The 20,374-nt window shown below is 34.4% G+C and carries 19 protein-coding genes and 1 tRNA gene; 5 read left to right on the top strand and 15 right to left on the bottom strand.

What is annotated here, in order from left to right; all coding sequences use genetic code 11:
- Positions 1 to 72: 72 nt before the first annotated feature.
- Positions 73 to 813, bottom strand: coding sequence for a monofunctional biosynthetic peptidoglycan transglycosylase (mtgA, locus tag ACM55G_RS02955; RefSeq protein ID WP_416842420.1), 741 nt, complete (start codon positions 811 to 813; stop codon positions 73 to 75).
- Positions 813 to 1,925: an NAD(P)/FAD-dependent oxidoreductase gene (locus ACM55G_RS02950; RefSeq protein ID WP_416842419.1), complete on the bottom strand. Its 1,113-nt coding sequence runs from the start codon at positions 1,923 to 1,925 to the stop codon at positions 813 to 815. Before ACM55G_RS02950 ends, mtgA begins: the two co-directional genes overlap by 1 nt.
- A 224-nt stretch (positions 1,926 to 2,149) precedes the next feature.
- On the opposite strand from ACM55G_RS02950, the gene ACM55G_RS02945 reads away from it, so the two are divergent.
- Positions 2,150 to 4,015, top strand: coding sequence for a S9 family peptidase (locus ACM55G_RS02945; RefSeq protein WP_416842418.1), 1,866 nt, complete (start codon positions 2,150 to 2,152; stop codon positions 4,013 to 4,015).
- Between the two features lie 73 nt (positions 4,016 to 4,088).
- On the opposite strand, the gene accC is transcribed toward ACM55G_RS02945, so the two are convergent.
- The 6 genes from accC to pdxA all read right to left on the bottom strand — a co-directional run bounded on the left by accC (position 4,089) and on the right by pdxA (position 9,089).
- On the bottom strand, positions 4,089 to 5,435 hold the full coding sequence (gene accC / locus ACM55G_RS02940) for an acetyl-CoA carboxylase biotin carboxylase subunit (RefSeq protein WP_416842417.1): 1,347 nt from the start codon (positions 5,433 to 5,435) through the stop codon (positions 4,089 to 4,091).
- Between the two features lie 92 nt (positions 5,436 to 5,527).
- Positions 5,528 to 6,004 carry an acetyl-CoA carboxylase biotin carboxyl carrier protein gene (accB, locus tag ACM55G_RS02935; protein ID WP_416842416.1) on the bottom strand — a complete coding sequence of 159 codons (477 nt, stop codon included), beginning with the start codon at positions 6,002 to 6,004 and terminating at the stop codon, positions 5,528 to 5,530.
- A 22-nt stretch (positions 6,005 to 6,026) separates the two neighbouring features.
- The gene (locus ACM55G_RS02930) at positions 6,027 to 7,025 is read right to left on the bottom strand and encodes a beta-ketoacyl-ACP synthase III (protein WP_416842415.1); all 999 of its coding nucleotides are present in this window, start codon (positions 7,023 to 7,025) and stop codon (positions 6,027 to 6,029) included.
- 174 nt (positions 7,026 to 7,199) lie between these two features.
- Positions 7,200 to 7,394 carry a 50S ribosomal protein L32 gene (rpmF, locus tag ACM55G_RS02925; protein ID WP_007137315.1) on the bottom strand — a complete coding sequence of 65 codons (195 nt, stop codon included), beginning with the start codon at positions 7,392 to 7,394 and terminating at the stop codon, positions 7,200 to 7,202.
- 9 nt (positions 7,395 to 7,403) lie between these two features.
- Entirely contained in the window at positions 7,404 to 7,955 is a 552-nt protein-coding gene (locus tag ACM55G_RS02920; protein WP_416842414.1) for a YceD family protein, read from the bottom strand.
- 84 nt (positions 7,956 to 8,039) lie between these two features.
- Positions 8,040 to 9,089, bottom strand: a complete 1,050-nt coding sequence (gene pdxA / locus ACM55G_RS02915) for a 4-hydroxythreonine-4-phosphate dehydrogenase PdxA (RefSeq protein WP_416842413.1) — start codon at positions 9,087 to 9,089, stop codon at positions 8,040 to 8,042.
- A 58-nt stretch (positions 9,090 to 9,147) separates the two neighbouring features.
- Between pdxA and ACM55G_RS02910 the strand changes: the two genes are divergently transcribed.
- Entirely contained in the window at positions 9,148 to 9,735 is a 588-nt protein-coding gene (locus tag ACM55G_RS02910) for a riboflavin synthase (protein ID WP_416842412.1), read from the top strand.
- A gap of 38 nt (positions 9,736 to 9,773) precedes the next feature.
- Here ACM55G_RS02910 and ACM55G_RS02905 read toward each other — a convergent pair whose 3' ends face one another.
- From ACM55G_RS02905 to mce, 3 genes are all read right to left on the bottom strand, one after another.
- Positions 9,774 to 9,986 (bottom strand): hypothetical protein, encoded by a 213-nt coding sequence (locus ACM55G_RS02905; protein WP_416842411.1) that lies wholly within the window; start codon positions 9,984 to 9,986, stop codon positions 9,774 to 9,776.
- Positions 9,987 to 10,176: 190 nt separating this feature from the next.
- Positions 10,177 to 10,250: transfer RNA gene (locus ACM55G_RS02900), tRNA-Ile, on the bottom strand.
- A gap of 141 nt (positions 10,251 to 10,391) precedes the next feature.
- Positions 10,392 to 10,793, bottom strand: a complete 402-nt coding sequence (gene mce, locus ACM55G_RS02895; RefSeq protein WP_416842410.1) for a methylmalonyl-CoA epimerase — start codon at positions 10,791 to 10,793, stop codon at positions 10,392 to 10,394.
- 225 nt (positions 10,794 to 11,018) lie between these two features.
- On the opposite strand from mce, the gene ACM55G_RS02890 reads away from it, so the two are divergent.
- Positions 11,019 to 12,668 (top strand): Ig-like domain-containing domain, encoded by a 1,650-nt coding sequence (locus ACM55G_RS02890; protein ID WP_416842409.1) that lies wholly within the window; start codon positions 11,019 to 11,021, stop codon positions 12,666 to 12,668.
- A gap of 81 nt (positions 12,669 to 12,749) precedes the next feature.
- Here the strand turns inward: ACM55G_RS02890 and ACM55G_RS02885 are convergent, their stop codons facing one another.
- From ACM55G_RS02885 to ACM55G_RS02870, 4 genes are all read right to left on the bottom strand, one after another.
- Positions 12,750 to 13,517 carry a nitrilase family protein gene (locus ACM55G_RS02885; protein ID WP_416842408.1) on the bottom strand — a complete coding sequence of 256 codons (768 nt, stop codon included), beginning with the start codon at positions 13,515 to 13,517 and terminating at the stop codon, positions 12,750 to 12,752.
- 82 nt (positions 13,518 to 13,599) lie between these two features.
- The gene (locus tag ACM55G_RS02880; RefSeq protein ID WP_416842407.1) at positions 13,600 to 14,346 is read right to left on the bottom strand and encodes a succinate dehydrogenase/fumarate reductase iron-sulfur subunit; all 747 of its coding nucleotides are present in this window, start codon (positions 14,344 to 14,346) and stop codon (positions 13,600 to 13,602) included.
- A gap of 53 nt (positions 14,347 to 14,399) precedes the next feature.
- The gene (locus ACM55G_RS02875; RefSeq protein ID WP_416842406.1) at positions 14,400 to 16,400 is read right to left on the bottom strand and encodes a fumarate reductase/succinate dehydrogenase flavoprotein subunit; all 2,001 of its coding nucleotides are present in this window, start codon (positions 16,398 to 16,400) and stop codon (positions 14,400 to 14,402) included.
- Positions 16,401 to 16,412: 12 nt separating this feature from the next.
- Positions 16,413 to 17,078 (bottom strand): succinate dehydrogenase cytochrome b subunit, encoded by a 666-nt coding sequence (locus ACM55G_RS02870; RefSeq protein WP_416842405.1) that lies wholly within the window; start codon positions 17,076 to 17,078, stop codon positions 16,413 to 16,415.
- 367 nt (positions 17,079 to 17,445) lie between these two features.
- On the opposite strand from ACM55G_RS02870, the gene ACM55G_RS02865 reads away from it, so the two are divergent.
- Together ACM55G_RS02865 and ACM55G_RS02860 are read left to right on the top strand one after the other, a co-directional pair.
- On the top strand, positions 17,446 to 18,807 hold the full coding sequence (locus ACM55G_RS02865) for a hydroxymethylglutaryl-CoA synthase family protein (RefSeq protein WP_416842404.1): 1,362 nt from the start codon (positions 17,446 to 17,448) through the stop codon (positions 18,805 to 18,807).
- Positions 18,808 to 18,960: 153 nt separating this feature from the next.
- On the top strand, positions 18,961 to 20,253 hold the full coding sequence (locus ACM55G_RS02860; protein ID WP_416842403.1) for an aminopeptidase P family protein: 1,293 nt from the start codon (positions 18,961 to 18,963) through the stop codon (positions 20,251 to 20,253).
- The last annotated feature ends 121 nt before the right edge of the window (positions 20,254 to 20,374 follow it).

The following is a 20,374-nucleotide window of genomic DNA, read 5'->3' as shown; positions in this document are numbered from 1 at the left end:
ACCGTAAAATCTTTTAATTAAGAATTTACGGTTTTTTAGTTTTTGTGTAATTATATTCTTTAACCAAAGAATCTAATATTCAAGTTTTCCCACATGTCGCATCACACGGGCAATTTTAGCTTTTCTATTATTGATATAAGATGAAGAACTTGTAGCCGAATATTTTCTTGGATTTGGTAATATAGCTGCAATTCCTGCTGCTTGCTGTGGCGTCAAACTTGAAACATCTTTTCTATACCAGTGTTGTGCTGCAGCTTCGGCACCATAAACCCCATCGCCCATTTCGATACTATTCAAATACACTTCCATGATGCGTTTTTTTCCCCAGATGGTTTCTATCAAAACGGTAAAATAAGCTTCCAATCCTTTTCTTAAATAACTACGACCTTGCCATAGAAATATATTCTTGGCTGTTTGTTGTGATATCGTACTACCACCTTTTATTCTGCGTCCTCTTTCATTGCTTTTGTACGCTTTTTGCATCGCGGTAAAATCAAAACCACTGTGTATTAGAAAGGTTCCATCTTCACTGGCAATCACCGCTTTTTGTAAATTCACCGATATATTTTCAAGAGGTTCCCAGTCATGACTGAAGTAATTTTCATTTCCCGCTGTTTTATTTTCAATAGCACGAATCACCATCAAAGGAGTAAACGGTACCGGAACAAATTTAAAAACTACTACAAAAAATAAAGAGAGCCCAATGAACCATAAGAAAACTGTAAATAAAAAACGGGTTAGTTTGTTCATAAATGTTGTTGATTCTTTTTTTGCGGGTTGTTTTGATCTTTTTGGTGTTATTTTCGTTGCCATTATACTAAATCTGCTAATTCTGTTCCTACTAAACTCCCTATTGCCACTCCCATTCCTCCCAATCGTACGCCACAAAACACATTCTCTGATACTTGTGAAACGATGGGATTCTTGCTGTTGCCAATCCCCATGATTCCGCTCCAACGGTGTGCAATTTCGAATTCCTGATTTGGCAAAATTACTTCTTTTAATAATTGTTCCAATTTTTTTTGAACGATTTCTGTTTGACCAAATTCGGTTGTTGTTTCTGTCACAAAATCTAGGTTTCTACCACCTCCTACCAATATTCGGTCACCAATATTCCTGAAATAATAATAGCCTCTATCCAGATGAAATGTTCCTTTTATATCTAAATTTTTAATTGGCTCTGTAATCAAAACTTGTGCTCTGGCGGGCTTTACCGCACCATTGGTAAGTGCGTTTGCAAAACCATTGGTAGCAAAAAATAATTTCTTAGTGACAAAACTAAAATCACCAAGCGCCACTTCGACTGTATTTTCTTTATCTAAATACGATGTAACCGTTTGTTGATTTAGAATCAAAATATTCACATTAATAGCCTGTTTCAGTAAAGCTTGCATCATATTTCCGGTATCAATCTGCGCTTCAAAAGGATTAAAAATCAAATATTCCTGAATGCCGCCAAATCTAAATCGATCTACTTCTTTGGCAAAAACATCAGCCTTGAAAAGTGGTCTTAAAATTTCATTGATCAAAGGTAATTTTCCAGCGCATTCGCCATAACTATTTTCATCTGTATTTAAAAACAACTCATAACCGCCATAGGGTTTGTAATCAATCGTGTCGTCACCAAGTCTTTTTCGTAACAATTGCAAGCCTTTCCAACGTTTCTGAACCAGATTAACCATTTCCTCTTCCGAATGGGATTTTAAATCGTCTATAATTTCCGATAGACTTCCAAAACAGGCGAAACCGGCATTTTTAGTACTGGCTCCTTGCGGCAGTATCCCTTTTTCCAAAACGAGAATTTTACTTTCAGGGAATTTTTCTCGCAAGCGTAATGCAGCATGCAAGCCCACAATACCACTCCCAACAATGGTATAATCGATAGTAGTAAACCAATTTTTTAATTCCCAATAACTCAAATCCATGTCTAAATATTTATATAAAAATAATAATTTTTAGGATTAATTCTGAATTTATATTAGGAGCCAATCCCGCTATCCGTTGCAATATTTTATTTTTTTAAAGAAAAAAAATAAAAGGATTTCCACTATTATCGGGGCTAAAAACCAATTGTTAAAACGACAAACATCAAATTAAATTGGCTATTTTTATGGTTAAGAAAAAAATTTATTTTAATCGCTGAGAAGATATGGTACAAGATGTAATGACACCCCAATTGCTTTGGAAACTAGGAAGAATAACCGCTTTAGGAATTTCCAAAGACGAAAAAAATGTAATTTATAAAGTAGAGACTCCCTCTGTCACAGAAAATAAATCGGACACTACATTTTACAACCTACCCATAAATGGTGGAAATCCAAGTGAAATAAAAGACACGGCAGCACTATTAAATGACAAGAACATATCTCCAGACGGGAAATATATTGTTTATAACGCAGAGGTCAAGGTAGAAAAAGTTCTTGGAAAAGATTTTTATCCAGAACTGGAAAAATCAGAAGTTCAAATCTACAATGGATTGGATTATCGTCATTGGGACACTTGGAACGAAGGAAAATTTAACCATGTTTTTTACAAAGAAAACAAAGAAGGCGCTGCAGGGATTGATATTCTGAAAGGAGAGCATTTTGATAGCCCACAAAAACCTTTCGGTGATGATGACGACTATGTCTGGTCACCAGACAGCAAAAGCATTTTATATGTTTGCAAGAAAAAAACAGGAACCGAATACGCTATTTCTACCAATACTAATATTTTCGAATACAATCTGGAAACTGGAACAACCATTAACCGAACCGAAAAAAATCTAGGCTACGATACTGCTCCACAATTTTCTCCTACAGGAAACCTGGCTTGGCTACAAATGAAACGTGACGGTTACGAAGCCGATAAAAATGATATAATTGTTAGTTTCGAAGGAATAAATATAAACCTGACAGCCAATTGGGATGGCACGGTGAATCATTTTATCTGGAGTAATGATGGGCAAAAAATCTATTTTATTGCACCAATTGACGGAACAAAACAATTATTTGAAGTTAATTTTTCGGGAAAAACGAATCCCGAAGTTTCGGAAGCAATTAACGTCTGCCAAATCACTAATGGTGATTTTGATGTCAATGATTTAATTGGTTTTTATGACAATAAGGTCATCATTACTAGAACTGACATGAATCATGCATCAGAAATTTTTTCTTTTGATTTAGATAAAAACATCTGGAAACAACTGTCGAATGTAAATACTTCTATCTTTAATTCATTGGCCTTGAGCAAAACCGAAAGAAGATATGTTACCACAACCGATGGCAAAAAAATGTTGGTTTGGGTAATACTCCCTCCTAATTTTGATGCGTCAAAAAAATACCCAACACTTTTATTTTGTCAAGGAGGACCACAGGCTCCATTGACACAAGGCTATTCCTTTCGTTGGAATTTCCAGTTAATGGCCGCTAATGGTTATATTGTTGTAGCGCCTAACCGTCGGGGCATGCAAGGCCACGGTGTGGAATGGAATGAGCAAATCAGTAAAGACTGGGGAGGACAAGTAATGGATGATTACCTTTCGGCTATTGATGATCTAACCAAAGAAGCATATGTTGATGCAGCACATTTGGGATGTGTGGGTGCCAGTTATGGTGGTTATTCTGTCTTTTACTTAGCCGGAATTCACAACAACAGATTCAAAACGTTCATTGCTCACGATGGTGTTTTTAATACCCAAAGCATGTTTGGAACCACTGAGGAAATTTTCTTTTGCAACTGGGACTTTGATGGCGCTTATTGGGAAAAAGACAATACTGTCGCACAAAAAGCTTACACTACATTCAACCCAATAAATAGGGTGGAGAAATGGAACAAACCTATTTTAATTATCCAAGGTGGTAAAGATTTTCGTGTACCAATAGGACAAGGGCAAGAAGCTTTTCAAGCGGCTCAATTACGGGGTATAAAGAGTCGATTCTTATATTTTCCAGAAGAAAACCATTGGGTTCTAAAACCACAAAATGCACAAGTTTGGCAAGGTGAATTTTTCAAATGGCTAAAAGAAACCTTATGATTTAAATTATGTTTATAAAACCAAAAACCTCACGAAAAGTGAGGTTTTTTGATATTTAGAATTGTATATTTTACTATTCTGGATCGTTCATTTTGAAAGTATCCATAAAAGCAGTTGTATAATCTCCTGCTATATATCTTGGATCGTCCATTAATTGCCTATGAAAAGGAATGGTAGTTTTTATACCTTCAATCACAAATTCATCCAAGGCCCTTCTCATTTTACTGATTGCTTCTTCACGTGATTGTGCAGTAGTAATTAACTTTGCAATCATTGAATCGTAATTTGGTGGAATGGTATAACCTGAATAAACATGTGTATCCATACGAACACCGTGTCCTCCTGGCATATGAAGTGTCGTAATCTTTCCTGGAGATGGACGGAAATCATTATAAGGATCTTCCGCGTTTATTCTACATTCGATGGCGTGCAATTGTGGCAAATAATTTTTACCGGAAATAGGTATTCCAGCGGCAACCATAATTTGCTCACGGATCAAGTCATAATCAATAACTTGCTCTGTAATAGGATGCTCTACTTGAATACGGGTATTCATTTCCATAAAGTAGAAGTTACGGTGTTTATCAACCAAAAATTCTACAGTTCCTGCACCTTCATATTTAATATATTCTGCTGCTTTTACTGCTGCTTCTCCCATTTTCTGACGCAATTCATCGGTCATAAATGGTGATGGAGTTTCTTCGGTCAATTTTTGATGACGTCTTTGAACAGAACAATCTCTTTCTGAAAGATGACAGGCTTTTCCGTAAGCATCACCTACTACTTGAATTTCAATATGACGAGGTTCCTCGATTAATTTCTCCAAATACATTCCGTCGTTTCCAAAAGCTGCCGCAGATTCCTGACGGGCATCTTCCCACGCTTTCAACAAATCTTCTTCTTTCCAAACTGCTCGCATTCCTTTTCCTCCGCCACCAGCTGTTGCTTTAAGCATCACTGGATAACCAAAATCTCTCGATAATTGTAAAGCTTGCTCATACGATTCTAAAATCCCTACTGAACCGGGAACACATGGAACACCAGCTTCAATCATAGTCGATTTTGCGGAAGCTTTGTCTCCCATTCTATCAATCATTTCAGGAGATGCTCCAATGAATTTGATACCATGCTCTTGACAAATTTTAGAAAATTTTGAATTTTCAGAAAGGAATCCATACCCAGGATGTATCGCATCTGCGTTAGTAATTTCGGCAGCGGCAATAATATTTGACATTTTCAGATAGGATAAGTTACTTGGAGGTGGCCCTATACAAACCGCTTCGTCAGCAAATTTTACATGCAGACTTTCAGCATCAGCAGTAGAATAAACAGCTACTGTTTTTATACCCATTTCCTTGCATGTTCTAATTACGCGAAGCGCAATTTCTCCCCTATTTGCAATTAGTATTTTTTTAAACATCTTCTTGAAATTTTAAATTATAAATTATAAATTATAAATTATTTGAATGATTGAAAAAACAATTTCATTCAAAATTCATTATTCAAAATTTCTTAGGACGGATCTACTAAGAATAATGGTTGGTCAAATTCTACCGGAGACATATCGTCAACCAATATTTTTACAATTTTACCAGAAACCTCAGATTCAATTTCGTTAAATAATTTCATCGCTTCAATAACACAAAGCACATCCCCTTTAGCAATAGTTTTACCTACTTCAATAAACATTGGTTTATCTGGTGATGGTTTTCTATAGAAAGTTCCAATAATTGGAGATTTTATAGTGATATAATGAGAATTTTCTACTACTGGAGCTTCTACAATAGCTACAACAGGAGCTATTTGTTGCGGAGCTACTTGTGGAAGTACGTTTTGAGCTGGCATTTGTTGAACATACGTAGTCTCAGTTGCATTCCCTTCTAAAGTTGTTCTAATGGTGATTTTAACATCGTCCATTTCTAATTTAACTTCTGCAACACCTGAATTTGCAACAAACTTGATTAGATTTTGAATTTCTTTTAAATCCATAATTATTTATTTTAGTTTAAATTTATTTTTTATCGTATGCCCATTTTAAATAAATAGAGCCCCAAGTGAATCCTCCACCGAAAGCTGCAAAAATAATGGTATCCCCTTTTTTAAATAGAGATTCAAAATCGTAAAGCACTAAAGGTAACGTAGCAGAAGTGGTATTACCGTATTTTTCTATATTCATCAAAACTTTTGAATCTTCTAAATTCATTCGGCCTGCTGTGGCGTCGATGATTCGTTTATTCGCTTGATGTGGAACTAACCAATCTACATCGTCATTGGTCAAATTATTTCTTTTCAAGATTAGTTCACTGGCATCAGCCATATTTGTAACTGCATATTTAAAAACAGTTTTACCATCTTGAATGATATTGTGTCTATTATCTTTTACAGTTTCAAAAGTTGTAGGAACTAAAGAACCTCCAGCGGGGATTTTTAAAAAATCACGACCTACGCCATCACTACGCAAATATTCATCTTGCAATCCTAAACCTTCATAATTAGGTTCGAATAAAACTGCTCCAGCACCATCACCAAAAATAATACAGGTTGATCTATCAGTATAATCAACAATAGAGGACATTTTGTCTGCCCCGATCAAAAGTACTTTTTTATATCTACCAGACTGAATATAAGCTGCAGCTGTTGACATACCATATAAAAAACTGGAACATGCCGCTTGTAAATCATAAGAAAAGGCATTTAAAGCTCCTATTTCAGTGGCCACATAAACACCTGTTGATGCTACTGGCATATCCGGGGTAGCGGTTGCCATTATTAATAAATCTATTTCTAAAGGGTCAATGTTTGCTTTAGCTAATAAATCTTTTGCTGCCATAATGGCTAAGTAGGAAGTTCCTTTATCTTCATCTTTAAGGATTCTTCTTTCTTTTATTCCTGTACGAGAGGTAATCCACTCATCATTTGTGTCAACCATTGTTTCAAGCACTTTGTTTGAAAGCACAAAGTCTGGCACATAGCCTCCAACAGCGGTAATTGCGGCGGTAATTGTATTCATTGTATTCGATTATTTTTTATCAAATGCTACCATTTGAAAAATTCTTAAAAGACTTGAAAATTACAAAAAAAATACCAAAACGTATTGATTTAGAACTTCTTATTTAATGAAAATTATAAACAACAAAAAAAACTCTCACGATGTGAGAGTTCGAATATCATTTACAAAAATGTATTAAGCAACAGCTACAGATTTATCTATAACAACTTGCCCTCTGTAATACATTTTCCCTTCATGCCAGTAGGCTCTGTGGTATAAATGTGCTTCCCCTGTGATTGGGCAAGTCGCGATTTGTGCTACAGTAGCTTTGTAATGTGTTCTTCTTTTATCTCTTCTTGTTTTGGAGATTTTTCTCTTAGGATGCGCCATTTTACTATATTATTTATCCGTTAATAGTTGCTTTAATTTGTCCCAACGCGGGTCAATATTTTCTTCTTTTTCTTCTTGTTTATGCTCTTTTTTCTGTTCTTTTATTGTCAATTCTTTCAGTTTTTTCAAGGCTTCGGTATTTAAACTTCCATCTTTTATTCCTGGATGAACTCGTCTTAGAGGCACGGACAACACTATCATTTCATAGATATATTGTGCAATATCTACTTCAAACTCTCCGTGTGGTAAAATCAACAATACTTCATTGTCATTATTATACATTTCTCCAAAACGAACAATCAACTTCATTTTACCTTTAACAGGCAAATCAAAATCTTCACTGGTAAGATCACAAGGAACATTTACAGTTCCTTTATGCTTTAAACTCAACTCCAGCATTGTACTTTTTTTCTCTAAAACTACATTTACTTTGATGTCTGAATTTTGAAATTCATTATAATCAAAGATTTCAAAGAACGCCTTACTTATTTGATATTCAAATTGATGTTTCCCTAGCTTTAATCCTACGAAAGGAATTAAATATTCTTTTGTCTTGCTCATTTCAACAACAATTTACCCTAAACTTCGGGAGTGCAAAGATATAAAATTATTACAAATCTAATAATGTTATTCACCTTTTTTTGTTCACAACTGTTTTTCTTTTGTTTTCAAAGGTTTTTGACTGATTTCCTTGTATTGATTTCTCGAATGAAAGATATCGATAGCAAGATAAACCGCTTCCTTAAATGAATTATAATCTGCCACCCCTTTTCCTGCAATATCATAAGCGGTACCGTGGTCTGGCGAGGTTCTAATTTTATTTAAACCTGCCGTGTAATTCACTCCTTTTCCAAATGATAATGTTTTAAAAGGGATTAAACCCTGATCATGATAGGTTGCAATAACAGCATCATATTTCTCATATTGATTGCTACCAAAAAAGCCATCTGCCGCAAAAGGACCAAAAACTAACGTTCCTTTATCAAATATTTTTTTCAATGCTGGCTTTATTATCAAATCGTCTTCTGTACCTATAACTCCCCCATCACCACAATGTGGATTCAATCCTAAAACAGCAATTTTCGGCTTGTTAATGCTAAAATCTTGGATCAACGATTGCTTTACAGTTTCTATTTTTCGCTTAATCAACTCTTCTGTCAAATGTGATGCGACTTCATTTAAAGGAATATGATCTGTCAACAAACCAACTCTTAAATTGTCCTGAACCATCAGCATTAATGCATTTCCCTCTAACTCTTGATTTAAATAATCCGTATGACCCGGAAATTTAAATGTTTCTGATTGTATATTGTATTTATTAATTGGCGCCGTTACTAACACATCAATTAATTCTTCTTTCAAAGCTTTGGTTGCAGCAACAAAAGATTTTATAGCATATTCGCCTATCTTCTCATCATTCGTGCCGGGATTTAAATCAATTCCCTCTTTCCAAAGATTAAAAACATTAATCTTTCCCAGAACAATTTGATCCAACCTATCAATCCCATGAAGCATTGAAGTAGATTCAAAACTCTTTTTTACAAATGACATTATTTTAACATTGGCAAAAATAACTGGCGTACAAAGTTCCAGCATGCGGGAATCCTCGAATGTTTTCAGTACCACTTCGCTTCCAATACCGTTCAAATCTCCTATAGAAATTCCTACGATTATATTTTCTGCTTTTTTCATCATGACCTCACGTTATTTATTGCTAATTTTGAAGTGCAAATTTAGTAAAATAAAATAAGAAATGTTTACAGGAATCATAGAAACCCTTGGTGTAATCCAAGAAATAAAAAAAGAGAAAGACAACGTTCACATCACAATGAATTCATCAATCACCAGCGAATTACAAATAGACCAAAGCGTAGCTCACAATGGAATCTGTTTGACAGTAGTTGCCTTAAATGACACTTTCTATACCGTAACAGCCATTGACGAGACTATAAAAAAAACAAATTTAGGTTCCTGGCAAGAAGGAGACATTGTAAATCTTGAAAGAGCAATGAAGTTGGGTGACAGACTCGACGGCCATATAGTCCAAGGCCATGTTGACCAAACAGGAACTTGCATAGTAGCCGAAGAAACTAATGGAAGTTGGCTTTATACTTTCGAATATGATGAAACACTAAACAACATTACCATTGAAAAAGGTTCAATAACGGTTAACGGAGTAAGTTTGACTGTAGTAAACTCAACTAAAAATCAGTTTAGCGTAGCAATTATCCCATATACGCATGAACATACCAATTTTCATTCTTTTAAAGTAGGCACAAAAATTAATCTTGAGTTTGATGTTATAGGCAAATACATCGCTAGACTATACACCAACAAATAAAACAACACAACAACCCTTTTAAAAACAAAAACTCCAACTTAAGTTGGAGTTTTTGTTTTTAATCTAAAGCTATAAATGATATAAATCCCAAATAGTAACGCAATTATAATTCCCATAAAAATATCCTCATCAATAGGCAACCCTGGCGGCGGCGGCGGAGGAGCTGGCGGAGGAGGACCCTGACCCAAAACATCAAAAATGCTAAGCGCAAATAAGATTATAGTGAAAAAACCTTTTTTAAAAACTTTCATAATTCAGAAAAATAAGAGATAATTATCTAACGCGAATATTTTTCCATCATATTTATTCTTTTGCAAAAAAACCATATCGTTTTAACAAAAACAACAGTATTCGTGACAAAAGTATGATTTTTTTAAATGAATTTTGCTTTTTATATTGTTATAAAAAAAGCCTTTCAAAATTTTGAAAGGCTTTTTTATGTGGTCCCACCTGGGCTCGAACCAGGGACCACCTGATTATGAGTCAGGTGCTCTAACCAACTGAGCTATAGGACCGGTTAAGAGTTTGCAATATTACTACTATTTTTCATTTGCTCCAAATATTTTTGCCCTAGATTTTCAGATAGTTTCATTATTTAAAAATTTATAATTGAAACCAACTGAGGATTAGAATTCTATCTTTTTTAACAAAAAAAATTATCGAATTTCCTGACATAGCTCAATCAAAACACTATTAGTACTTTTTGGATGTAAAAAAGCAACTAGCTTGTTATCGGCCCCTTTCTTTGGGGTTTCATTCAAAATAACAAAGCCTTCTTTTTTTAAACGCGCTATTTCCAGGACAATATCCTCTACCTCAAAAGCAACATGATGTATTCCTTCTCCTTTTTTGGCAATAAATTTTGCAATAGGACTATCGGGATTAGTGGCTGCTAAAAGTTCTATTTTATTAGGACCAACATTAAAGAACGAGGTCGTTACCCCTTCACTTTTTACTTCTTCAAATTTATAGGCCGGAACACCTAATAGCTTTTCGAAAATTAAATTTGAAGTTTCTAAATCATTAACTGCAATCCCAATATGTTCTATTTTTTTCATTATTTAAATATTCAATTGAAAATTATTTATAAAATTTAAAGGCAGAAAAATTGTATTTTTAAAAATCCCCAGCCTCACAACCATGTAAATTTAAACATTAAAAATCATAAAAAACAAGAAGAATTATAAAAGTAGGCCTCGTTAAATCCCTCATAATAATTCGATAAAAAATTTCGATTACATTAATTATAATTGTTATTTTGTAGATTCTAATTTTGATTTGATATGTTGAAAAACAATTTAAAATACATTTCCTTATTTCTGCTTTTACTTATAATTGGCTGTGCAAAAAGAGGGAGCATTACCGGAGGCTTAAAAGACACTATTGCACCCGTTTTAAAAGTAAGTTTTCCGAAGAATTTTAACACCAATTTCGAAGGAAATGAAATTAAATTGGTCTTTGACGAAAATATAAAATTAAAGAATCTAAATAAACAATTGGTTATTTCACCACCAATGAAAAATGAACCTTTAATTCTTCCTACAACCGTAAGTAAATTTATTACAATCAAAATAAAAGATACACTGCAACCTAACACGACTTATAGTTTCAACTTTGGTCAGAGTATAGCAGATAATAATGAAGAAAATCCATTAAACCAGTTTAAATATGTATTTTCAACTGGAGACTATATCGATTCTTTATCCCTCAGCGGAACTGTAAAAGATGCCTATGAAAAGGAAGTGGAATCATTCGTTTCAGTCATGTTATATGAAGTAAATGACACCTTTAAGGATTCTATAGTGTATAATAAGAATCCGAGATACCTAACGAGTACCTTGGATAGTCTAAAAACATTTCGTTTTGAGAATCTTAAAGCCGGAAAATACCTTCTGGTAGCAATGAAAGACTACAATAACAATAATAAATTCAATCCTAAAAAAGATAAAATTGGATTTAACAAACAATTCATTACCATTCCAAACGATACCATTTACGAATTATCAATATTCCGACAAGTTCTCCCATTCAAGGCTTATAAACCAAGTCAGGCGTCTGGAAATCGATTACTGATGGGCTACGAAGGAAAAATAAGTCAAGCCAACTCAAGACCTAAAATAATCTTGAAAAATCACAATGAAATCATCCCTTCCATCGTTACGCAACTACCTAAAAAAGATTCGCTACAAATATGGTACAAACCAATAAAAACCGATTCGTTAACTTTGGCTGTAGACAAAGACAAATACAGCGCAAATTTTTCCTTTAAAATTAAAGACCAGAAAAAAGATACTTTAAATATTACTGTTGTACAAAATAGCGGATTAAATCTTAAAGACCGATTTTCTTTAGAAACTGCCACTCCTTTGGTAACTTTTAACTATTCTAAAATAAAATTAGTTAACAAAGCAGCTATTTCTATACCTTTTACTACTGAATATGATGAATTTAATCAGAAATTATATTTTGATTTTAAGAAAGAGCCCTCAGAAGACTATAGTATTTCCATTCTTCCTGGCGCATTAACTGATTTTTTCGAAAAATCAAATGACACACTATCTTATAAAATAACCACCAAAAATACCGAGGATTACGGAAACCTTACTGTGTCTTTACAAAATGTAAAACAATTTCCTGTGATTGTAGAATTAACCAATACAAAAGGAGAAGTTTTAGCTACCGGATACACTGAAAAGAATACAACAGTTGACTTTAATTTAATTGAACCCGGGCTTTATACACTTAGAGCCATTTACGATGAAAACAAAAACAAAGAATGGGATTCGGGCAATTATTTAGAAAAATACCAAGCAGAAGAAGTGATTTATTTTTCTAAAGAAATAGATGTTCGCGCTAATTGGGATGTAAACCAAATTTTTGATCTGAGTATTCCTTACATTCCGGAACCTAAAAAGAAAACAGATAAAAAGTAGGGATTTTAGTATGATGATCAACGATTTTTGATTTCAGATTTCTACAAAATCTGAAATCAAAAATCGTTAATCAAAAATATTTTATTCTTTTAATTCAAAAGTATCCCTGTCATTTAAAAAACCGAGTTTTTGTCTGGCTTGCAGCATGTTTTCTTTATTTAACTCCGCATATAAAATACTTTCAGATTCAACCGGTTCCACAATGTAATTCCCAAGAAAATCTACCACTTGTGAATGTCCGGTATATTGATAGCCATTGTTATCCTCTCCCGTTCTATTAACCCCAATCGTATAACACATATTTTCTATTGCACGGGCTTTAAGCAATGCATCCCAAGCATTTACTCTTATTCTCGGCCAACTAGCGACGTAAATTAGCAAATCATAATCCTCAGCATTTCTTGAGAATACAGGAAATCTTAAATCATAACATACTTGCAGGCAAATTTTCCAATCTAAATAATCCACAATGCTTTTTTGGGTTCCGCTTGTATACACTTTGTCTTCACCGGCCAGCGTAAATAAGTGTTTTTTATTATAGAATTGAATTTCTCCTGATGGAAAAACGAATACCATTCTGTTATAGAAATTACTGTTTTCTTCTATAACTAAACTTCCTGTAATAGCGGTTTTTTTGGTTTTTGCCAATACTTTAAGCCAATTTACCGTTTCACCTTGCATCGTCTCAGAAACATTTTCTGGACTCATCGTAAATCCGGAAGTAAACATTTCCGGAAGTACAATCAAATCAGTATCATCATTAATTAAATTAATTTTCTCTTCGAAATAGTCTCGATTTTGCTTTGAGTTTTCCCAATACAAGGAAGATTGTATAAGTGCCGTTTTCATTTGAAATGATTTTTATAAAGATAAAAAAAACGCATTCAACTTTTACATTGAATGCGTTTCTTAATTTTATTTTATGCGTTTTTTATCCTTTCAAACTTGCAGACATATATTCTCTATTCATACGAGCAATATTTTCAAGAGAAATTCCTTTTGGACATTCCACTTCGCAAGCTCCAGTATTAGTACAGTTACCAAAACCTTCAGCATCCATTTGACTAACCATATTTAAAACCCTCTCGGTAGCTTCAATTCTTCCTTGTGGCAATAAAGCATATTGAGATACTTTTGCAGCGACAAATAACATTGCCGATGAGTTTTTACAACTCGCAACACAAGCGCCACAACCAATACAAGCAGCTGCATCAAAAGCATCATCAGCATCTTTCTTGTTAATTGGAATTGTATTGGCATCAATTGTATTTCCAGAAGTATTTACTGATATAAATCCTCCCGCATGTTGAATTCTGTCAAAAGAACTTCTGTCAACAACTAAATCTTTAATTACTGGAAACGCTTTTGCTCTGAATGGCTCAATAAAAATGGTATCGCCATCCTTGAACATTCTCATGTGCAATTGACACGTTGTAACACCTCTGTCTGGCCCGTGAGCTTCACCATTGATATACAAAGAACACATTCCGCAAATTCCTTCGCGACAATCATGATCAAAAGCTACAGGCTCATCCCCTTTCATGATTAATTCATCATTCAAAATGTCAAGCATTTCAAGAAACGACATATCTGGTTCAATATGATCTATAGGATATTCGACTATTTTCCCTTCTGTAGCGGCATTTTTTTGACGCCATATTTTTAATGTAAGTTTCATCTTTTTTTAATTATTAAGTATTAAGAGTAATCTTCAAGATTTTCCTCGAAATACTATTTATAACTTCTTTGAACTAATTTCACGTTATCAAATACCAACGGCTCTTTATGCAAAACAGCTTCACTTGGTTTTCCAGTGTATTCCCATGCAGCTACGTAAGCGAAATTCTCATCGTCACGTTGTGCTTCCCCTTCTTCTGTTTGGTATTCTTCACGGAAATGTCCTCCACAAGATTCATTACGATGTAAAGCATCTTTAGCAAACAATTCTCCCAATTCTAGGAAATCGGCAACACGAGTCGCTTTTTCCAATTCTTGATTCAATCCATTTGCATCACCAGGAACTTTTACTTCTTTGTAAAACTCCTCACGTAAAGCAGCAATTTCTACAATCGCTTCATTTAATCCTTTTGCATTACGGGCCATTCCAACTTTGTCCCACATAATTTTTCCTAATTTCTTATGAAAATAGTCAACAGAATGCGTTCCTTTATTGTTGATGAATTTTTCGATTTGATCTTTTACTGCTTTTTCAGCAGCAACAAATTCAGGTAAATCTGTAGATATTGTTCCCATTTTAATATCCGGAGCTAAATAATCTCCAATAGTGTATGGCAATACGAAATATCCATCTGCTAAACCTTGCATCAAAGCCGAAGCTCCAAGTCTGTTTGCTCCGTGGTCAGAAAAATTAGATTCTCCAATAGAGAAACAACCCGGAATTGTAGTTTGCAAGTTATAATCAACCCAAGTACCACCCATTGTATAATGTACCGCAGGGTAAATCATCATTGGAGAAGTATAAGGATCTTCATCTACAATTTTATAATACATTTGGAACAAGTTCCCGTATTTACTTTTCACCAGTTCAGTACCTAATTTAGTTACTAGTTTAGTATCATTAGTGTCCAATCCTTTTACATACGCTTGCTCATTGCCGTAACGTTGAATAGCTGCCGCAAAATCCAAATAAACTGCTTCACCTGTCTTGTTTACTCCAAAACCAGCATCACATCTTTCTTTGGCCGCACGTGAAGCTACATCACGAGGCACTAAGTTACCAAAAGCAGGATACCTTCTTTCTAAGAAATAATCTCTTTCAACTTCTGATAAATCGGTAGCTTTTTTCTTTCCTTCACGAATCGCTTGCGCATCTTCTAATTTTGCAGGAACCCAAATACGTCCATCATTACGCAATGATTCTGACATTAATGTCAATTTCGATTGGTGATCTCCAGAAACCGGAATACAAGTTGGGTGAATTTGTGTGTAACAAGGATTTGCGAAATACGCTCCTTTTTTATGAATTTTCCAGGCTGCTGTAGCATTAGATCCCATCGCATTGGTTGACAAGAAGAAAACGTTTCCGTATCCTCCAGAAGCAATAACAACAGCATGAGCAGAGTGTCTTTCTATTTCTCCTGTAACTAAGTTACGAGCGATAATTCCTCTTGCTTTTCCGTTTACGATTACTAAATCCAGCATTTCGTGACGGTTATGCATTTTTACTTTACCACGACCAATTTGACGGTTCATTGCTGAGTAAGCACCCAAAAGCAATTGTTGCCCTGTTTGCCCTTGTGCGTAAAAAGTACGAGAAACTAAAGTTCCTCCAAAAGAACGGTTATCTAACAACCCGCCATATTCACGAGCCAATGGAACACCTTGTGCCACACATTGGTCAATAATATTAGACGAAACTTCAGCCAAACGGTGTACGTTAGCCTCACGAGCACGATAATCTCCCCCTTTTACAGTATCGTAAAACAATCTGTGAACAGAGTCACCGTCTCCTTTATAATTTTTTGCAGCGTTGATCCCTCCTTGTGCAGCAATCGAGTGTGCACGACGTGGTGAATCTTGAAAGCAAAAAGCTTTTACGTTATATCCTAATTCTGCCAATGTTGCAGCAGCAGAACCTCCAGCTAAACCTGTACCAACTATAATTATATCTAAATTACGTTTGTTAGCGGGATTTACTAAATTAATATGATCTTTATAATTTGTCCATTTGTCCGAAATCGGACCACTAGGAATTTTTGAATCTAATGCCATTATAATTTAATATTAATGATTAAAATGATGAAATAATGCAATGAAAATGAAACCAAAAGGAACTACAATTGCAAAAGCATATCCTAAAGTATGCAAAGATTTTGAATACTTATTATTAAAACCTACTGATTGAAATGAGGAATTGAAACCATGCCACAAGTGCAATGACAATAATAAAAATGACAGGCTATACAATGCTGTACGAACCGGGCTTTCAAATTTAGCTACTAGTTCATGAAAATACCTTGTTTCGTCCAATGGACTAACATCTATATATTTGTAAATCATTTCAGGAAACCAAAAATCGTAAAAATGTAGCGCAATAAATGCCAAAACAACTGAACCAGAAACTATCATGTTTCTTGAAGCCCAAGAAGAATTTGCAGCCCCATTATTCTTTGCGTAAGCAATAGGTCTCGCACTTCTATTTTTAAAATCCAAAACAAAACCCATAATAAAGTGAAAAACTACCCCTACTATTAATATAGGTTGAATTACGAATTGAACTAATGGATTGTTTCCCATAAAATGAGAAATTGAATTAAAAGTATCAGCGCTAAATACCGAAGTCATATTGATAAAAAAATGCTGTGCTAGAAACAACATCAAAAAAAGTCCTGAAAGTGCCATAGCTACTTTTTTTGCTATTGACGATTTCAATAATACAGATTTTGCCATAAGATTTATATAATTTGTTTTAAAAAATTCTACAAAAATAGAGCAATTAGACAGTAACTACAACCTTTTCGTTGTTATTTATAATGATTTTAAAGTGTTTTACACAAAACGCCAAGGAATCCTTAAAAACCAACCAAAATTCGAAAAACAGTAAAACAAACGGTTAAACAAATAAGAAAGAAATCTTAAATAAGACATAATGAAATTTACCAAAAAACAACCTTCAAAGAAACTAAAATTACCGATTTAATAATTTTTATTATTGTTTATTTCTAAATTAACAAAAACACAAAGTACTTTCATTTTATTTCCTAAAACAATTGTATCAAGACAATGCGTTTTTAACTTTACACTTAAAAATTGAATAATGAAAACAGGAATTGATTCCATCTCTTTTGATGTTGCTAAAATACACTTACCTATTAAAACTTTAGCGAAAGCTAGAAATATTGAACCTGAAAAATTAGAAAAAGGGTTGGGATTAATCAAAATGACACTGCCAGATTCGCATCAAGATATCGTAGTTTTTGCCGCAAACGCTTTGACTAAACTGATCCAAGAAAACAATCTGAATCTGAATGAAATTGCAAGAATATATGTTGGAACCGAAAGCGCTATTGACAGTTCAAAACCCGTCAGCTCCTTTTTAATTGCATTAATGGAACAAAAATTTGGAGAAAATACTTTGTCCGAATGTGATGTAGTTGATTTTACTTTTGCTTGTATTGGTGGTGTTGATGCATTGCAAAATTGTATTGATTTTGTAAAACTGAATCCACCCAAAAAAGCAATCGTTGTCACCACCGATTTTGCGAAATACGATTTAAATTCAACTGGGGAATACACTCAAGGTGCAGGAGCTTTAGCAATGCTGATTACTTCCAACCCAAGAATTATTGCCTTCGAAAATAATTGGGCGACAAGCACAAAAGGAGTTTTCGACTTTTTTAAGCCGCTTAGAACACTTTCAAAAGAAGAAATTACAGGAAACGCAACCAACGAATCCTGGTTTGACAATCTGGAAGCCGAAATAGAAATCCACAAAGACCAACCGGTTTTTGACGGACAATATTCCAACCAATGCTATATGGATCGCACTAGAAACGCCTATTTTTCGTTAAAAAAATTAAAAAACACAACTGAAACTATCTATAATTCGTGGGAAAGCATCATCATGCATTTGCCCTATGCTTTTCAAGGACGTCGCATGTTATGTGAAATTTATGCTTTGGACGCATCCGCTAAAATAATATCCGGAGATGAAGATGCTTCAGAATACCAAAATAAATTGAAAGGAATCAGCAAATCTGAAGAATACCAAAATTTTGTAACTGAAAAATTAATACCAGCTGAATTGGCTTCTTCATTAATTGGTAATTTATATACCGGTTCTATTTTTATGGGATTACTTTCTACTTTGTCACATTTTTATGACACCAAAAAAGAAATTTCAAATTCAAAATTTGGCTTTTTAGCTTACGGAAGTGGTTCTAAATCCAAAGTTTTCGAAGGGGAAATTCAGCCCGATTGGAGAGGTGCAATTACCAAAATAAATCTTTTTGAAACCTTAGAACAAAGCTTTGAAATTGATTTTGAAACGTATGAAAAACTGCATAAAAAAGAACAAAAACGAAGCATTCAACTTCCCAAAAGCGAGTGGGTTTTAGACCGAATAGAAAAAGAAATTCCAAATCTATTAGGAGCTCGTTATTACAAATGGGTGGATTAGATCATTTAAAACTTATTTTATACAAACACAAAATGCGATAGACTTCTGTTTTTTTTATCTTGTGTTTTTTTTATTTAAAATTTGACATATTCACAATAAAAAACGATTTAAACTTAGTATTTTTGATTAATTAAAAGTTTAAACCCTATTGCTATGAAATACCATCAAATTGACCGGGATTTATTTATAAAAAACCGCACCAAATTCATGGCTCAGATGAAGCCAAAAAGCGTTGCTATTTTCAACTCTAATGATATTTATCCAATAAGTGCTGATAGCACAATGCCCTTTGCACAACACCGCGACATTTTTTATTTAAGCGGAGTAGATCAAGAAGAAAGCATTTTATTGCTTTTTCCAGATGCGCCATACGAGCATCAAAGAGAGATGGTATTCTTGAAAGAAACCAGCGAACACATCGCGATTTGGGAAGGCGAAAAACTGACCAAAGAACGCGCTTTTGAAGTTTCAGGAATCAAAACTGTACATTGGTTACAGGATTTCGAAAAAATTTTATTCGAAATGATGACACATTCGGATACGATTTACATCAATACCAACGAGCATTACCGCGCCACCGTGGAAACCGAAACTCGTGAAGCCCGTTTTGTAAAATGGTGGAAAGAGAAATATCCGGCGCACGCTGTTGCAAAAAGCAATCCGATCTTGCAACGCATTCGTTCTGTAAAAGAAACCGAAGAATTGGATTTAATCCAAAATGCCTGTAACATTACTGAAAAAGGATACAGAAGATTATTATCCTTTGTAAAACCAAATGTAACCGAATACGAAATCGAAGCCGAACTGATTCACGAGTTCATTCGCAATCGTTCCAAAGGTTTTGCCTACACACCAATTATTGCTTCGGGAAACAATGCCAATGTGTTGCATTACATCGAAAACAACCAACAATGCCAAGCAGGCGATTTGATTTTATTGGATGTAGCTGCAGAATATGCTAATTATTCGAGCGACATGACGAGAATGATTCCTGTTTCAGGAAAATTTACCGACAGACAGGCAGCTGTTTACGAAGCCGTTTTACGAGTAAAGAATGAAGCAACCAAAATGCTTACCCCAGGAACACTTTGGAAACAATATCATTTTGAAGTGGGAAAAATCATGACTTCCGAATTGCTTGGTTTAGGATTGCTGGACAAAGCCGATGTCCAAAACGAAAACCCGGAATGGCCCGCTTACAAAAAATATTTCATGCACGGAACTTCCCACCACATGGGATTAGATACGCACGATTATGGAATCCTGACAGAACCAATGCAAGCCAATATGGTTTTCACCGTGGAACCGGGAATTTACATTCCAGCCGAAGGTTTCGGAATCCGTTTGGAGGACAATGTAATTGTTCAGGAAACCGGCGAACCATTTAATTTGATGCGCAACATTCCTATTGAACTGGACGAAATCGAAACGTTGATGAACAGTTAATCTCCTTTCAACTAGTTATAACCCGAACGGCTTACAGCAATGTAGGCCGTTTTTTATTTCATATAACAAATGCAAGAATATAATAGTAATTCTTAAATGAACTTATATTTCTTAATTGGTT

Origin of the sequence: Flavobacterium algoriphilum, from assembly GCF_048158655.1 — a bacterium.
In the GTDB taxonomy this organism is placed as follows: domain Bacteria; phylum Bacteroidota; class Bacteroidia; order Flavobacteriales; family Flavobacteriaceae; genus Flavobacterium; species Flavobacterium algoriphilum.
Note: the sequence above shows the minus strand (reverse complement) of the source record. Positions and strands in the feature narration are given on the sequence as shown.

Bases quoted from the DNA above. Each gene is read 5' to 3' on its own strand.
- mtgA (WP_416842420.1), bottom strand. From the start codon at position 813: ATGGCAACGAAAATAACACCAAAAAGATCAAAACAACCCGCAAAAAAA.
- ACM55G_RS02950 (WP_416842419.1), bottom strand. From the start codon at position 1,925: ATGGATTTGAGTTATTGGGAATTAAAAAATTGGTTTACTACTATCGAT.
- ACM55G_RS02945 (WP_416842418.1), top strand. From the start codon at position 2,150: ATGGTACAAGATGTAATGACACCCCAATTGCTTTGGAAACTAGGAAGA.
- accC (WP_416842417.1), bottom strand. From the start codon at position 5,435: ATGTTTAAAAAAATACTAATTGCAAATAGGGGAGAAATTGCGCTTCGC.
- accB (WP_416842416.1), bottom strand. From the start codon at position 6,004: ATGGATTTAAAAGAAATTCAAAATCTAATCAAGTTTGTTGCAAATTCA.
- ACM55G_RS02930 (WP_416842415.1), bottom strand. From the start codon at position 7,025: ATGAATACAATTACCGCCGCAATTACCGCTGTTGGAGGCTATGTGCCA.
- rpmF (WP_007137315.1), bottom strand. From the start codon at position 7,394: ATGGCGCATCCTAAGAGAAAAATCTCCAAAACAAGAAGAGATAAAAGA.
- ACM55G_RS02920 (WP_416842414.1), bottom strand. From the start codon at position 7,955: ATGAGCAAGACAAAAGAATATTTAATTCCTTTCGTAGGATTAAAGCTA.
- pdxA (WP_416842413.1), bottom strand. From the start codon at position 9,089: ATGATGAAAAAAGCAGAAAATATAATCGTAGGAATTTCTATAGGAGAT.
- ACM55G_RS02910 (WP_416842412.1), top strand. From the start codon at position 9,148: ATGTTTACAGGAATCATAGAAACCCTTGGTGTAATCCAAGAAATAAAA.
- ACM55G_RS02905 (WP_416842411.1), bottom strand. From the start codon at position 9,986: ATGAAAGTTTTTAAAAAAGGTTTTTTCACTATAATCTTATTTGCGCTT.
- mce (WP_416842410.1), bottom strand. From the start codon at position 10,793: ATGAAAAAAATAGAACATATTGGGATTGCAGTTAATGATTTAGAAACT.
- ACM55G_RS02890 (WP_416842409.1), top strand. From the start codon at position 11,019: ATGTTGAAAAACAATTTAAAATACATTTCCTTATTTCTGCTTTTACTT.
- ACM55G_RS02885 (WP_416842408.1), bottom strand. From the start codon at position 13,517: ATGAAAACGGCACTTATACAATCTTCCTTGTATTGGGAAAACTCAAAG.
- ACM55G_RS02880 (WP_416842407.1), bottom strand. From the start codon at position 14,346: ATGAAACTTACATTAAAAATATGGCGTCAAAAAAATGCCGCTACAGAA.
- ACM55G_RS02875 (WP_416842406.1), bottom strand. From the start codon at position 16,400: ATGGCATTAGATTCAAAAATTCCTAGTGGTCCGATTTCGGACAAATGG.
- ACM55G_RS02870 (WP_416842405.1), bottom strand. From the start codon at position 17,078: ATGGCAAAATCTGTATTATTGAAATCGTCAATAGCAAAAAAAGTAGCT.
- ACM55G_RS02865 (WP_416842404.1), top strand. From the start codon at position 17,446: ATGAAAACAGGAATTGATTCCATCTCTTTTGATGTTGCTAAAATACAC.
- ACM55G_RS02860 (WP_416842403.1), top strand. From the start codon at position 18,961: ATGAAATACCATCAAATTGACCGGGATTTATTTATAAAAAACCGCACC.